The sequence below is a fragment of the Flavobacterium amylolyticum genome, from assembly GCF_048284335.1.
Lineage (GTDB): Bacteria > Bacteroidota > Bacteroidia > Flavobacteriales > Flavobacteriaceae > Flavobacterium.
The window spans coordinates 464119-478418 of the sequence record NZ_JBLVPG010000002.1; the positions used below are offsets into that span (position 1 = coordinate 464119).

At 32.0% G+C, this 14300-nt stretch carries 14 protein-coding genes; 3 read left to right on the top strand and 11 right to left on the bottom strand.

The features are described 5' to 3' along the window. Nucleotides 1-23 precede the first annotated feature (23 nt). Nucleotides 24-743 (bottom strand): sulfite exporter TauE/SafE family protein, encoded by a 720-nt coding sequence (locus ACNQF9_RS08200; RefSeq protein ID WP_417960018.1) that lies wholly within the window; start codon nt 741-743, stop codon nt 24-26. Nucleotides 744-848: 105 nt separating this feature from the next. On the opposite strand from ACNQF9_RS08200, the gene ACNQF9_RS08205 reads away from it, so the two are divergent. Then, complete coding sequence (locus ACNQF9_RS08205; protein WP_417960017.1) at nt 849-1268, top strand: Lrp/AsnC family transcriptional regulator; 420 nt, start codon at nt 849-851, stop codon at nt 1266-1268. Between the two features lie 160 nt (nt 1269-1428). Here ACNQF9_RS08205 and ACNQF9_RS08210 read toward each other — a convergent pair whose 3' ends face one another. Continuing rightward, complete coding sequence (locus ACNQF9_RS08210) at nt 1429-1935, bottom strand: DUF2911 domain-containing protein (RefSeq protein ID WP_417960016.1); 507 nt, start codon at nt 1933-1935, stop codon at nt 1429-1431. Nucleotides 1936-2117: 182 nt separating this feature from the next. On the opposite strand from ACNQF9_RS08210, the gene ACNQF9_RS08215 reads away from it, so the two are divergent. Both ACNQF9_RS08215 and ACNQF9_RS08220 read left to right on the top strand, forming a co-directional pair. Next, entirely contained in the window at nt 2118-4034 is a 1917-nt protein-coding gene (locus ACNQF9_RS08215) for a DUF294 nucleotidyltransferase-like domain-containing protein (protein WP_417960015.1), read from the top strand. Between the two features lie 2 nt (nt 4035-4036). Further along, nucleotides 4037-4633 carry a 3'-5' exonuclease gene (locus ACNQF9_RS08220; protein WP_417960014.1) on the top strand — a complete coding sequence of 199 codons (597 nt, stop codon included), beginning with the start codon at nt 4037-4039 and terminating at the stop codon, nt 4631-4633. On the opposite strand, the gene ACNQF9_RS08225 is transcribed toward ACNQF9_RS08220, so the two are convergent. The 9 genes from ACNQF9_RS08225 to ilvC form a co-directional block, all read right to left on the bottom strand. Continuing rightward, nucleotides 4613-5143, bottom strand: coding sequence for a 4'-phosphopantetheinyl transferase family protein (locus ACNQF9_RS08225; protein ID WP_417960013.1), 531 nt, complete (start codon nt 5141-5143; stop codon nt 4613-4615). The two genes, ACNQF9_RS08220 and ACNQF9_RS08225, sit on opposite strands and share 21 nt — an antisense overlap. Nucleotides 5144-5268: 125 nt before the next feature. Then, a complete protein-coding gene (locus ACNQF9_RS08230; RefSeq protein ID WP_417960012.1) occupies nt 5269-5523 on the bottom strand; it encodes an acyl carrier protein in 255 nt (84 codons plus the stop codon). Nucleotides 5524-5549: 26 nt separating this feature from the next. Next, nucleotides 5550-6824 (bottom strand): beta-ketoacyl-[acyl-carrier-protein] synthase family protein, encoded by a 1275-nt coding sequence (locus ACNQF9_RS08235; RefSeq protein WP_417990000.1) that lies wholly within the window; start codon nt 6822-6824, stop codon nt 5550-5552. Beyond that, nucleotides 6825-7259: a 3-hydroxyacyl-ACP dehydratase FabZ family protein gene (locus ACNQF9_RS08240; RefSeq protein ID WP_417960010.1), complete on the bottom strand. Its 435-nt coding sequence runs from the start codon at nt 7257-7259 to the stop codon at nt 6825-6827. 83 nt (nt 7260-7342) lie between these two features. Next, on the bottom strand, nt 7343-8395 hold the full coding sequence (locus ACNQF9_RS08245; protein ID WP_417960009.1) for a type III polyketide synthase: 1053 nt from the start codon (nt 8393-8395) through the stop codon (nt 7343-7345). Then, on the bottom strand, nt 8392-9105 hold the full coding sequence (locus ACNQF9_RS08250) for a methyltransferase domain-containing protein (protein WP_417960008.1): 714 nt from the start codon (nt 9103-9105) through the stop codon (nt 8392-8394). Before ACNQF9_RS08250 ends, ACNQF9_RS08245 begins: the two co-directional genes overlap by 4 nt. After that, nucleotides 9106-10236: an NAD(P)/FAD-dependent oxidoreductase gene (locus ACNQF9_RS08255; RefSeq protein WP_417960007.1), complete on the bottom strand. Its 1131-nt coding sequence runs from the start codon at nt 10234-10236 to the stop codon at nt 9106-9108. 152 nt (nt 10237-10388) lie between these two features. Further along, nucleotides 10389-12296, bottom strand: coding sequence for an acetate--CoA ligase (gene acs / locus ACNQF9_RS08260; protein WP_417960006.1), 1908 nt, complete (start codon nt 12294-12296; stop codon nt 10389-10391). A 510-nt stretch (nt 12297-12806) separates the two neighbouring features. After that, complete coding sequence (gene ilvC, locus ACNQF9_RS08265; protein WP_417960005.1) at nt 12807-14276, bottom strand: ketol-acid reductoisomerase; 1470 nt, start codon at nt 14274-14276, stop codon at nt 12807-12809. Nucleotides 14277-14300 lie beyond the last annotated feature (24 nt).

Consider the following 14300-nt stretch of genomic DNA (forward strand, 5'->3'; position numbering starts at 1 on the left):
TGCAAAGGTAATTTAATTTACTGCTAATTTTTTAGCAATAACATGATTCCTGACATAAAAAGCAGCCCCAACATAATTTTCTTTAAAAGAACATCATTTAATTTGAGATACACTTTTTTACCCAATACGAGTGCTAATATAAAAAAAGGCAGAACATAAAGAGCGTTGTACAATTGATTCAAAGTTAAAATACCTTCAAATGCTAATACGGGAATTCTCATTATAGTTACTAAACCCAAAATTCCAAACATTGTAGCTCGTAATGTCTTTACATCTGAGGTTTCGTTATTCACAAGAACAACATATAAAGGACCTCCAGTTGAAAAAACACCAGAAAAAAATCCTCCTAAAAAACCTAATATAAATTTCATTTTGGAGAATAATTGTATTTCTTTTTTAGTTCTTAAACTGTTTAGTACAAACAAAATAATAAATATACCCAAGGCTTTTTTTAGAATCATCGGTTTTCCATAACTTAAAACTACTATTCCTGCAATAAGACCAATAAATGACGACAATGCTATTTTTTTAAGAAGTGGTTTATCGATATATTTCCATTCTTTATAAACATAAATTGGAGTTGATATAAAATAAAATATAGATAGATAAGCAATAGCTTCTGATAATGGCATAACTAATAGTAAAAAAGGTAAAGCAATCAGAGCACCTGCAAAACCGGTAATAGTTTGAACAAAAAAGCCAATGAAAATTCCAATAGTAAGCAATAATAACATCATATCCATCCGACAAAATTAAATCAAGTGGTAAATAAATTAAAATTTAATCAATTGATTTAGGGCTATTATTCCATAATAAAAATGTAAATTAGCCTTTATAAAACTTTATAAATGGTAGATACTATAGATTTAAAAATTATTGAAAATCTTAAAGTTAATTCCCGAATTTCATTTGTTGAAATTGGAAAAAATATAGGGCTTTCGCCATCATCAGTAAGAGAACGCGTCCAAAAATTAGAAGATACAGAAGTTATTAAAGGATATAATCTTCAACTTGATAACAGAAAACTTGGTTTTGGTTTAGAAGTATTTATCATGTTCAAATTGTTTAGTGGAAAACTTATAGTGTTTAGTGATCATTTAGATGAATTTCCTGAAATTTATGAAATCTATAGAATTACGGGAACACATAATATTTTTATGAAAGTTGTTTTAATTGATCAATTGCATTTGCAACAATTTATAGATCGACTACTAGTATATGGTGAACCTACAACACATTTAATCTTATCTGATTTAAAGAAATTATAGTTTGTATTAATTAATTTAACAAGACGATTTATAATGTATAAATTTGCACTATAATTTATATTATGTAAAATAGAATTTATTTAATATTAAAAAGGTTTCTTTATTATTCAAAAAAAAACATCACCAAGTGGTGATGCTAAACAGTAAATATGATTCGTTTTTATTTAATAGAAAATGGGATGTTCCATTTTTCCCAGCTTAACACAATATTATTTGTATTTATTTTATAAATTAATTTTTCAGCTATTGTCTTTGCAACTTGTTGTTTCACAACAACTCTAATTTGATCTTCTTTTACTTTATATTTATAAGCACCCCATTGTTTAGCTTCTTTATTGAAAATAATAACACTTTCTTTTTCTTTAGGAACAACAAAAAAGGAATATTTACCCGCTGGCAACTTTGACCCCTCAATTAAAAGATCCTTGTCCGTTTCAAATGTAGTTGCTTCATTTGCACCTGCACGCCAAACTTCATTAAAGGGAACTAATTTTCCCCAAATTTCTCTTCCTTTAACTGCAGGACTGTCATAATTAATAGTAATTGTTGCACCATTAATTTTGCCTGTAGCAACTTCTTTACTTGTAGTCGGTTTTTCTTGAGCATTAATAAAATTCACAATCAATAATGCAATAAACGGAAAAAGTATTTTTCTAAATAATTTCATGATTTAATATGTTTAGTTTTAAATATAAAAGTAAAATAACTTCCTATAACTTAACAACATTATTGATTTATTTATGAAAAGATTAAGTAATCTATAAATTAATTATTTTGCCTCAATAATGACTGTGTTATAATTTTAAAATTTGTTATTTTTACAACATATAGATTTTTTACATACTAATTATGAATACAATTGCGGAATACATTGCTGATTTTTTAAAAGAATATCCACCCTTTAATCACTTGACATTTCATGAATTATCTGAAATAGCGACAAGTATTCGTGTTGTAAACCTAGAAAAGCACAAAACATTATTTCAAATAAATGATCTTTTACACGATAGTTTTTATGTAGTAGCTTCCGGAGTCATCAATTTATCTGTTATAGCAGATGCTGAGGAAACGCTGTTAAACAAGTGTAACGAGGGAGATATTTTTGGCTTGCGTCCCTTTTTTGCCAAAAATAATTATATGATGACGGCTAAAGCTAGAGAAGAAAGTGTTGTTTACGCTATTCCAATAGCTACTTTTCGACCTTTTGTAGCCAATAATTCGGATGTATTAAATTTCTTGTTAGAAAGTTTTGCAGTAAACACCCGAAACCCAAAGGATAAAGAAAATTCAATAGGCAAATTGATATCTGATAATGTATTTTATTCTGATCAACAATCGGAAATGCAGTATTTTCAATCATTATCGTATAATAACACTCCTTTAATAGCAACAACTAATGCTATTGTAAAAGATGTAGCACAATTAATGACAGAAGCCTTAAAGAACAACATTGTGATATGTGATAATAATTTCCCTTTAGGAATTATTACTGATACAGACATGCGTTCTAAAATTGCCACAGGCCGTTTTCCGGTATCAGTTACAGTAGATAAAATAATGTCATCTCCAGTGATTACAGTTTTAGAAAATGTTTCCTTAGCTGAAGCTCAATTATTGATGTTAAAGTATAATGTAACTCATTTGTGTGTTACAAAAGATGGTACTGATAAATCAATGGTCAAAGGTATTATATCTGAACACGATTTAATTGTTGCTCAAGCCAGTAATCCAGGAGTTTTAATTAAAGAAATTAAACGGTGTCAAGCACCAAAAGAGTTAAAACAAATTCGGGATCGTCTGACTGATTTGATACAGACATCAATTTCTAAAAACATACCCCTTTCACACATTTTTAATATTGCCAGTGAAATCAACTTAGCTATTATTAAACGTTCGGTCGAATTATCAATTTTAGAATTAGGCTCTCCTCCAGCCCGATTTGCATGGTTGAGCATAGGTAGTCAGGGTAGAAAAGAACAATTGTTACTGACAGATCAAGACAGTATTTTAATTTTTGAAGATGTGTCTGCTGATAAATATCGGGAAGTAAAAGATTATTTTCTTAAACTTGGAAAAAGAACCACATTGACACTCGAAAAAATTGGGTACGAACTATGCCCAAACGGACATATGGGAAGCAACATGCTTTGGTGTAAATCACTGACAGACTGGACAAAACAATACGACAGTTGGATGAACACTCCCGGAGAAAATAGTAATGATTTGAGTAGTATTTTCTTTGATTATGAAATTACTTTTGGTGAACAAAAAATTGAAGATGCTATAGGAAATGTAGTTTTCAAAAATGCCAAAAACAATACTTTATTCTTTGACTTTTTAGGAAACGATGCTTTGAGAAAAAATTCTCCACTAAGTTTTTTCAAAAAATTCAATGTTGAGGAAGAAGGCCCAAATAAAGATAAATTTGATATTAAAACTCGTGCCTTGATGCCATTAATTGATGGTGCACGTTTATTTACATTAAATTTTGATATCAGAGGAATCAATAATACCAGCCAACGCTTTAAGCAGTTAGCGATAGTAGATCCTAAACATACCGAAATCTATCTGAATTGTGCGGAAGCCTTTATAACATTATCAAAATTTAGAACTTTAGAAGGTTTGAAAAATGATAATACAGGGCAATTTATAAATTTAGAAGAATTGTCTAAAATTGATAAAGAGAAATTAAAAAATGCATTATCCCCTATGAGAGAATTGGAAGAATTAATTAAAAGTAAATTTCAACTTACTCAATTTTCATAATTATGTTAGACTGGCTAAAACACATTAACAAAGAGTATCCTGAATTTTGGAAGACATATCTTTCTAAATTTGATAAAAAATCAACTCGTTTTGTTGTACTGTCTACAGAAACCTCAGGATTAAATCCTATCAAGGATGTAATATTGTCAATTGGTTCTTTTGCAGTAATTGATGACAGCATTATTATTGGGGATAGCTTCGAAGCCGTTTTATTACAATATAAATTTTTTCATGATAACGGACTTTCAAATGAATTTTTGGTAGAAAGTAAGATGAAGAAATTAGGAGAACCTGATGCTATAAAATCATTAATTGAATTTATCGGGAACTCTATTTTAGTAGGCCATCACATTGATTTTGATGTTGAAATGATCAACGCAGCCTTAGATAGGTTAGATTGTGGAAGATTAAAAAATGAGGCTTTAGATGTAGATGTTATGCATCGCAAACTGAATGATATTAATGAGAAGCAGTTTTCTTTGGACGAATTGTGTACTATTTACAATATAAACAAGAGTGAACGTAATTCTGCTGCGGAAGATGCTTATAAAACTGCTTTGCTATTTTTGAAATTAAAATCAAGACTGGGGATTAAGTAAATTATTATATCTAAAATTTTGATCTAATAACGTTATTCCAACCCACAATTTTCCATGATGGCTTATTGATACCGGTTTTATTTTTTTAGTAGTTTGATCTAGTATAAAAGGAATTCCATTTATTTTACTGATTTTAACTCTTGTATTCAATGTCGTTATTTCATCAAAATACACCGGATTTGCCACTGCTATTGTGTGTATTTTAGTATTTGAAATTTTAGTTTTAGTAAAATATGTTTTTCCTTGTATAGAAACACTTCCTATAGTTTGGCTTTCATAAAAACATTCTAATTGCAATGGAAAATACCCTCTGATTCCTGTTTCTCTATTGTAAATCTTGTAAGCAGCTTCCTTTCTCGACCATAGGTTCCAAACCATAGTATCAGGTTTTGAGGAGCCCAAAATAAGCCATTGTTCCGTGGGAGTAAATATTTTATCTAAATATCCTTTGCGTCTCCAGTTACTTTCTTTTTTAGCCAAAGCCAAATCAATTATATCATTACCTATCATTTTTAGGGTGTTGGATTTTAGACTAATCGGTAATTAGTAATTGACTATAACCAATGAAATAAATTAATAAAAATTAAAAGGTGTCTATCCATACTAATTCTTGTAAAAATAGCAATTTGGGATTACTATTTTTCTGATAATTTAGTTTCAATAATTTCCATCGCAGATTTTACATTTATCATTCGCTCCATTGATTCATTGTCAATAACAATGTTATATTTCTCTTCAATATCTAAAATAACGTCAACTAAATTGGCCGAATTAATTTTCAAATCAGTAATAAAATCGGTTTCTTCTGTCAGTGTATCAAAGGCTTCTTGATTTAAGACGTATGGTTTTACAATGTTTTTTAACTCTTGAATGCTTTCCTGTTTGTTCATATTTTAATCTTTAAATTTTAATTTTTTTAAACTTTATATTTTTTAAAAATTACACAACCATTCACATCCCCAAAACCAAAACTGGCTTTAGCAATTATATTTAAATCTTTATTAATGAGTTGTTGTGGAATTCTAGATCCATCAATGAGGGCAACAATTTCAGGGTGTAAATCGTCACAATTGATATTTGGAAATATAAATCCCTGATGCAACTGCAATACGGAGGCCACACTTTCGATACTTCCCGCAGCAGATAAACAATGTCCAATCATTGATTTTAAAGAGTTAATATATGGAAAATCAATTCCCCTTCTTTGTAATGCTTTGCTCCAATTATGCATTTCCAAACTATCTTTTGATGTGGCTGTCAAATGCCCGTTGATTGCATCAATTTCATTAGTAGAGATTCCTGCATTGATCAATGCATTTTGGATGCATTTTTGTACTGCAATTGGATTGGGAGCTGTCATAGTACCCAGTCCGCGTTGTCCGCCGGAATTTACATTTCCTCCCAAAACTTCGGCATAAATTGTAGTCCCACGCTTAATCGCACTTTCTAAATCTTCCAAAACCAAAGCTCCTGCCCCACTTCCCGGAACAAATCCTGATGCGCTTGAACTCATAGGTCTTGACCCTTGTTCCGGTGAATCATTATGCTTAAACGTGCAAACTTTCATAGCATCAAATCCACCCCAAATATAAGGCCCCGAATCACTGGTGCTTCCGGCCAAAATACGTTTCGCCTGACCTGATTTTATCCTTTCAAAAGCCATCAAAATACTCTCCGTTCCTGTAGTACATGCCGACGAATTTGTTGAAACCTGATTTCCTAAACCCAATTTACCACCTAAATAAGCACTTACGCCGCTATTCATGGTTTGAGCAACTGCTGTACTTCCTAATCTACGAGTTTGAAAATCATCTATTTTATAGATACTTTCGCGAAATTTTTCAATTCCAGAGGTTCCGGTGCCAAAAATAGTACCGCTGTCCCAATCCGGTTCTTCATTACTATTTAACGACAATCCTGCATCTTTCCAGGCATCCATTCCAGCAATGACACCATATAAAATTCCAGTTGAATTGAAATTGCGCAACTCTAATTCTGAAAAATATTTTAATGCTAGCTCAGTAGGAACTTCCGGTTTTCCTGCTATCTGGCAAGAGAATTGTAACCGTTCTAATTCGGGATCATGCTTGATACCAGAGATTCCGTTTTTGATTGCATGTGTAAACGCATCAAGTCCTACTCCATTTGGAGCAACTACACCAAGACCAGTAATTACGACACGTTTTTTCATTTATTTAGAAATTACCATTCCTGCAATTATTCCTTTACAAATCGTTTCTCCACTTTCATTCACCATTTTTACTTTACATTTTAATTTTCCAAACCGGAAGTATATTTTTTCAGAAATTACAGTTACTTTTTCATTTGGAAAAACAGGTTTTAAAAATTCTATTTCAGTTGATGTTAAAGCAATTGAAGTAGTTGTGTTAAATAAATTGTCTAATAAAAAAATCCCTAAAGAGACTAAACCAATTTGCGCCATAACTTCCGTTAAAATTACTCCAGGAGTAATTGGATTTTCTTTAAAATGCCCTTTATAAAAATCAAGGTTTTCATCAAAAGTGTAAGTCCCTTCCACTTCATTTTCATTGATTTGGACTATTTCGTCCACAAATAGAAACGGCTTTGAATACGGTAATTTAGATATAATCTCTCGGTTAGTCATTTTTTTTGAAAGTAGATTTAGCAAATTATTACCACTACAATAATGAGATTTCACAAAATCTGTGAAACCAGTTTTTAACTTATTTAAAACTGTAAGAGAACTCGCTGTGCTGAAAACCCAGGACCAAAACTCAACATTAATCCTTTGTCTCCTTTTTTGGGATTACTGTCCATAATACGTTCTAAAACATATAAAACCGTTGCACTGGACATATTGCCGTACAAACGTAAAACTTCTTTCGTATCATCAATATTTTTCCCTAAACCCGAAAACAATGCTTCAACCGTTTGCACAATTTTTTTTCCTCCTGGATGAAAAATTAAATGATCAATATCTTCCATTTTTAAATTATTTTTTTTCAAAAAAGGATGAATAATATCCGGAAAATGAGAAGCAATCGTTTCTGGAACTTCTATATCAAGCACCATTTGTAAACCAGAATTCGTCAATTTAAAGCCCATCATGTGAATGTTATCGTAAAAATGGTACATTTCTTCCGATAAAATTTCCGGTCCTTCGTCGTTTTCATGGGAAGTAAGTAAAACACAAGCCGCACCATCCCCAAAAATTGCTGCACTTACAATATTTGACATGGAAAAATCATCTAATTGAAATGTTGCAGTAGGGCTTTCAACGGCAATTACTGCTGCTCGTTTTCCTGGATTTGCCTGGAGGAAATTTTTAGCATAAATAATTCCTGAGATTCCAGCAGCACAACCCATTTCAGTTACTGGAAGACGAACGATATCCTGACGCAATTTGAGTTTGTTAATCAAATAAGCGTCTAAGGAAGGAATCATAATCCCAGTACAACTTACCGTTATGATGTAATCTAAATCTTCAGGATTCCAATTGGCTTTTTTTAACGCTTTTTCTAAAACTTTTTCACCTAAATCGATCACTTCGCGAACATAAATATCGTTTCTTTCTTCAAATGAAGTTTTTGTAAATACTTCAATTGGATCCATAATAGAATACCGCTTATCAACTGCTGCTCCTTCGAATATTTTCTTTACTTTTCTAATGAAGCGTTCATCTTGGCCGATGAGCCAAGCATCTAAAAAAGGAATAATTTCATCAGTGTTTCTAGAATATTTGGGTAACTGTTTGGTTACGGTTTTAATTTTTACACTCATATTTTAGAAATTATCCATTGGTAACGAAAAGCCCATTTCCAATGAATTTTATAGTTATTAAAGTTTAATTTTTTGGAGAATTGAACTAATTCTTCTTTTTTAAATCCTCTTAAAATGGAAGTTAAACCATCTTCTCGAGACATCTCATTTAATTGAAATACAATGCACAATACCTGAAATAAACGATAGGCTACTGCGCTTCTGTGTAAATCGTTTATGACAATTCCAATTGCTGCATTAGTATAAAAAACACCTAGTAACTTACTAATTTCATCTTCTTTAAAATGATGTAACGTCAAGGTACATAAAAGAATATCATACTTTAATTCCTTAAATGATTCATCAAAAATATCCTGACATTGATAATTAATATTGGAATAATTATCAGATAATTTTTGCGCATGAGAAACTGTAAAATTATTTGCGTCTATACCTATTAATTTAAATTTTAGATTTTTTTTTATTCCATATTCAGCTAAGGTTCGCAACATATCACCATTACCACAACCCACATCAACGATTACAATTTCTTTAGTTTCAGATAAAGACGGTAACAATTCTTGAACCCCATGTAAAGTTAGTTGGTTTCCTCCTAAAAGCTGATTTATTCTAGCAATTTTGTCTAATGCATCACGTAAGATTTCCCCTTCCATGGAAAAATCATCCATTATTTCTGGTCTATCTGTTCGATATGTGGTATTTAGGGCCATTTAAGAGTTAAGAATTAGGGGATTTCCATGCGTTTTTTTAATAATATGAGGCATTATAAACGGAAATATAATTAATAAATGCAGTAATGCTGCTGAAAGTTTTTGCTTTTGCAAAATATTGGATAAAAGTCGTCCCATTTTAAGTCTTGCTTTGAAATTAAAATTCCACTCGAGAATGTATTGCTTTTCTAATTCATCTCGGGATTTAATTTTATCCGTATAGTATTTAACTACTAATTCCGAAACAATTTTAGCGCTATGGATAGCCATTGCCATTCCATTTCCGCAAAGCGGATGAATTAATCCCGCTGTATCGCCAATCATTAAAATATGATTTTCAACAGCTTGTTTTTTTTCAAAGGAAATTTGACTGATGGTCAAAGGTTTTTCAAAAAGCAAGCTACTTTTTTCGAAAATTACTCTTAAATGAGGGTTTTCAGAAACTACACTTTTTTGATATTCATCAATATTTTTAAACTGCTTAAAAGTCTCATAATCTGTTAAATAACAAATGTTAATCATGTCGTTTTCGACTTTAGAAACTCCGCAATATCCTCCTTTAAAATTATGAAGACCAACACTGTCATTTGGAAAATCTCCCGAATAATGCGCCTTAACAGCCAACCAATATGATTTTTTTTGAATGAAATCCCTATTTAATTTTTGGTCAATAGTAGAACGTTTTCCAAATGCACCAATAACTATTTCTGATTTTAAAATGTTTTTATTAGCAGTCGTAACAGTAAATTGATTGGTCTCAAATAGTATATTTTCTACATTGTCTTGAAGAATTTTGCATCCATTTTCAAGTGCTTTCTTATACAAATGTTCGTCTAAAGCAAAACGGCTAATTCCAAAACCTCCCAGAGGCAAAGCGCTTTTTATTATTTTTCCTTTTACTGTAGAAAATTCAAGTTTAGTTATATTAGTAGGTTGTAATTCATTAATATTTAAACCCAACCAATTGAGATATGGCAGTACTTCATTAGAGATGTATTCGCCACAAACTTTATGTTTCGGATAGCTATTCTTTTCTATTACTGTGACTTCAAGACCTAATTTAGATAAATGTATAGCCGATGTCAATCCTGCCAAACCACCACCAATAATTATTACTTCTTTATTTTTCATGTTGAAGTAAATTTATGGATTTGTTTAGCATTATTACAATTATATTAATAAAAAAACGTGTCTATTATTTATATTTTTAGCTTTGGAAGTTGATTCATATATGATTTTGTTTCATTTTTTAAAAAATGAAACAAAATCACCAAAGGTTTGATTTACAATTTCCCTTCTTTTATTTCTTCTACAATTTCAGGATTTAATAGTGTTGAAATATCTCCAAAATTAGAATAATCTCCTTCCGCAATTTTTCGAAGAATCCTACGCATGATTTTACCGGAACGTGTTTTGGGCAAACCGGAAACAAACTGAATTTTATCCAATTTAGCAATGGGACCAATATGATCTGATATATGCTGATTAATTTCTTTAGCTAAATTTTCTTTATTTCGGGTTTCGCCTGTCTCTTTTAGAATAACAAAGCCATACAAGGCATTTCCTTTGATATCATGCGGAAAACCTACAATCGCTGATTCTGCAACTGCTGGATGTTCATTTATGGCATCCTCAATGGGGGCCGTTCCTAGGTTATGGCCTGAAACAATTACCACATCATCTACTCTACCAGTTATTCTATAATAGCCTACTTCGTCACGCAAAGCTCCATCACCTGTAAAAAATTTACCTGGAAAAGCAGAGAAATAAGTGTCTTTATAGCGTTGATGATCGCCCCAAATAGTTCTGGCAATACCTGGCCAGGGAAATTTAATACATAAACTTCCAACGACTTGATTTCCTTCTATTTCATTTCGCTTGTCGTCCATTAATACGGGTTGGATTCCAGGTAATGGCAACGTAGCATACGTTGGTTTTGTTGGTGTTACAAATGCCAAAGGCGAAATCATAATACCACCCGTTTCTGTTTGCCACCAAGTGTCTACGACAGGACATCTTTTATCTCCCACGTGATCATTGTACCAATGCCACGCTTCTTCATTGATAGGTTCACCAACGGATCCAATTACTTTAAGTGATTTCAGTGGATATTTTTGTACAAATTCAATATTCTCTTTTGCCAAAGCGCGTATGGCTGTTGGCGCCGTATAAAACTGTGTTACTTTGTGTTTTTCGATTACTTCCCAAAAACGACTAAAATCAGGATACGAAGGAACTCCTTCAAAAATTACTGTTGTTGCACCGTTCAATAATGGTCCATAAAGAATATAAGAATGTCCTGTAATCCAGCCTATATCGGCAGTACACCAAAAAACATCGTTTTCTTCATAATTAAATACATTCTTGAAGGTATAGGCTGTGTACACCATATATCCTGCAGTAGTGTGCACCATTCCTTTTGGCTTACCAGTTGAACCAGAAGTGTATAGAATAAACAATGGGTCTTCAGCATCCATTATTTCTGCTACATTATTATCTGATGCTTGATCTAAGAGGGGTTGCAACCATTGGTCACGCCCTTCTTTCATCTTAATATCAGAGTGAATTCTTTTAGCCACTAAAACTTTTTCAACACAAGTACATTTTTCTAATGCTTCATCTACAATTTCTTTTAAATCAATAGTTTTGCTACCACGGTAACCTCCATCTGAGGTAATAACCATTTTACATTCACTGTCATTAATACGTGTGGCTACAGCCGTAGATGAAAACCCAGCAAAAACAACTGAATGTATCGCTCCAATCCTGGCACAAGCTAATACTGAGACTGCCAGTTCCGGAATCATGGGCAAATAAATACAAACTCGATCTCCTTTTTTTATGCCTTGCTCACGCAATACATTTGCCATTTTACATACCCGCTGGTGTAACTCATTATAAGTAATATGCAATGCTGCTTCTGAAGGATTATTCGGTTCAAAAATAATTGCTGTCTTTTCGCCTCTTTTAGCAAGATGTCTATCGACACAGTTTTTTACAATATTTACTTTTGCTTCAGTAAACCATTTTATATCGGCATCAGCCATGTTAAACTCAACAACTTTATCCCATTGTTGGTACCAAGTGAAATTTTCTTCTGCTATTTTACCCCAAAATTTTCTAGGTTCACGAACTGATTTATTGTAATGTTTAAAATATTGTTCTAAATTTTCAATTTTGTAGTAGCTCATGTTATAATTTTTTATAAAAGTATTAAATCTCGCGCTATTCTTAAAGTTATTTAAATTATTAATACTCTTAAAAAAAATAGATTCTTAAATGAAAATGCCTTTTTAGTGCTAATTTGTTTTGTATTTGTGGTTTTTGACAAAAATGCGGAATAAAAAAAGGCAAAAAGATTGCTATCCTTCTCGCCTTTGGTACCAACAAAATTTAACTACAATTATTTTAGTACTACAAACTATGATTTTTTGAACAATAATCAACCAAAACTATTTAGTTCAATCACGGTATAATTACTAAATTTTTTAAACATGATTTATTAAAAAAGGATCTATTATTCTTTTTCTGCTTCTTAGGGATTACCTCACTCAACTTTAAGCTTGTATAAAGTTAAGTGAATGTATAAGCAATTATATGCATTTCTCCTTTTTAATAAATTTTAACTAATTCAAAATATTATAAAATCAAATGATATAGTGCTAATCCCAACCCACCCTTGTGTGGTTATTACGGTTTTATTATCCTATTTGTTTCATAGCTGTCATTGATTCTCTCAACCATTCCCCTACTTCTTCAATGGGATGCTGACGAATACTTTTGTTTACAGCAATAAGAACTGCATTATCTACTCCATTTGAAGTTGAAAAAGGTTTTCCTATTACATTCGTATCGACTGTTTTCATGAATTCAGTTAATAACGGTTTGCAAGCATGATCAAATAAATAACAACCATATTCCGCAGTATCCGAAATGATTCTGTTCATTTCATATAATTTTTTTCGGGCTACCGTATTTGCAATCAATGGCAGTTCGTGTAACGATTCGTAATATGCGGATTCTTCAATAATTCCTGTTTGCGTCATTGTTTCAAAAGCCAATTCTACACCCGCTTTTACCATTGCAATCATCAAAACACCATTGTCAAAATACTCTTGCTCAGAAATATGTGCTGCTGTTGGTGCTGTTTTTTCGAATTTAGTTTCTGCAGTTGCAGCTCTCCAAGTCAATAAATTAATATCATCATTAGCCCAATCAATCATCATGTTTTTTGAAAATTCACCAGAAATAATATCATCCATGTGTTTTTGAAACAATGGACGCATGATCTCTTTTAATTCATCGGCTAATTCATACGCTTCAATTTTTGCAGGATTTGACAAACGATCCATCATGTTTGTAATCCCACCGTGTTTCAAAGCTTCCGTTACTGTTTCCCAACCGTATTGAATTAATTTAGAAGCATAAGCTGGCTCGATTCCTTTTTCAACCATTTTGTCGAAACATAAAATGGAACCTGTTTGTAACATCCCACAAAGAATGGTTTGTTCTCCCATTAAATCCGATTTTACTTCGGCTACAAATGAAGAGTTCAACACTCCAGCTTTGTGACCTCCAGTAGCAACTGCATACGCTTTTGCTTGTTCGAAACCTGCTCCGTTTGGATTGTTTTCTGGGTGAACGGCGATTAAAGTTGGCACACCAAAACCTCTTTTATACTCTTCACGTACTTCAGATCCTGGACATTTTGGTGCACACATAATTACAGTGATGTCTTTACGAATTTGCATTCCTTCCTCTACAATATTAAAACCGTGAGAATAAGCCAAAGTTGATCCGTTTTTCATCAAAGGCATAATCGCTGTAACTACAGCAGTATGTTGCTTATCTGGCGTAAGGTTACATACCAAATCAGCCGTTGGAATTAATTCTTCATACGTTCCCACTTTGAATCCATTATCAGAAGCATTTTTAAACGAAGCTCTTTGTTCTAAAATTGCATCTGCGCGCAATGCATAAGAAATATCTAAACCAGAATCTCTCATATTCAAACCTTGGTTCAAACCTTGTGCTCCACACCCTACAATGACTACTTTTTTTCCTGCTAAAGCTTTAATTCCGTCTACAAATTCAGATTGATCCATGAATTCGCATACGCCTAATTGTTCTAATTGTAATCTAAGTGGTAATGAATTGAAATAATTTGCCATTTTTTATTATTTAATGATTGTAAA

Bases quoted from the DNA above. Each gene is read 5' to 3' on its own strand.
- ACNQF9_RS08200 (WP_417960018.1), bottom strand. From the start codon at position 743: ATGGATATGATGTTATTATTGCTTACTATTGGAATTTTCATTGGCTTT.
- ACNQF9_RS08205 (WP_417960017.1), top strand. From the start codon at position 849: ATGGTAGATACTATAGATTTAAAAATTATTGAAAATCTTAAAGTTAAT.
- ACNQF9_RS08210 (WP_417960016.1), bottom strand. From the start codon at position 1,935: ATGAAATTATTTAGAAAAATACTTTTTCCGTTTATTGCATTATTGATT.
- ACNQF9_RS08215 (WP_417960015.1), top strand. From the start codon at position 2,118: ATGAATACAATTGCGGAATACATTGCTGATTTTTTAAAAGAATATCCA.
- ACNQF9_RS08220 (WP_417960014.1), top strand. From the start codon at position 4,037: ATGTTAGACTGGCTAAAACACATTAACAAAGAGTATCCTGAATTTTGG.
- ACNQF9_RS08225 (WP_417960013.1), bottom strand. From the start codon at position 5,143: ATGATAGGTAATGATATAATTGATTTGGCTTTGGCTAAAAAAGAAAGT.
- ACNQF9_RS08230 (WP_417960012.1), bottom strand. From the start codon at position 5,523: ATGAACAAACAGGAAAGCATTCAAGAGTTAAAAAACATTGTAAAACCA.
- ACNQF9_RS08235 (WP_417990000.1), bottom strand. From the start codon at position 6,824: ATGAAAAAACGTGTCGTAATTACTGGTCTTGGTGTAGTTGCTCCAAAT.
- ACNQF9_RS08240 (WP_417960010.1), bottom strand. From the start codon at position 7,259: ATGACTAACCGAGAGATTATATCTAAATTACCGTATTCAAAGCCGTTT.
- ACNQF9_RS08245 (WP_417960009.1), bottom strand. From the start codon at position 8,395: ATGAGTGTAAAAATTAAAACCGTAACCAAACAGTTACCCAAATATTCT.
- ACNQF9_RS08250 (WP_417960008.1), bottom strand. From the start codon at position 9,105: ATGGCCCTAAATACCACATATCGAACAGATAGACCAGAAATAATGGAT.
- ACNQF9_RS08255 (WP_417960007.1), bottom strand. From the start codon at position 10,236: ATGAAAAATAAAGAAGTAATAATTATTGGTGGTGGTTTGGCAGGATTG.
- acs (WP_417960006.1), bottom strand. From the start codon at position 12,296: ATGAGCTACTACAAAATTGAAAATTTAGAACAATATTTTAAACATTAC.
- ilvC (WP_417960005.1), bottom strand. From the start codon at position 14,276: ATGGCAAATTATTTCAATTCATTACCACTTAGATTACAATTAGAACAA.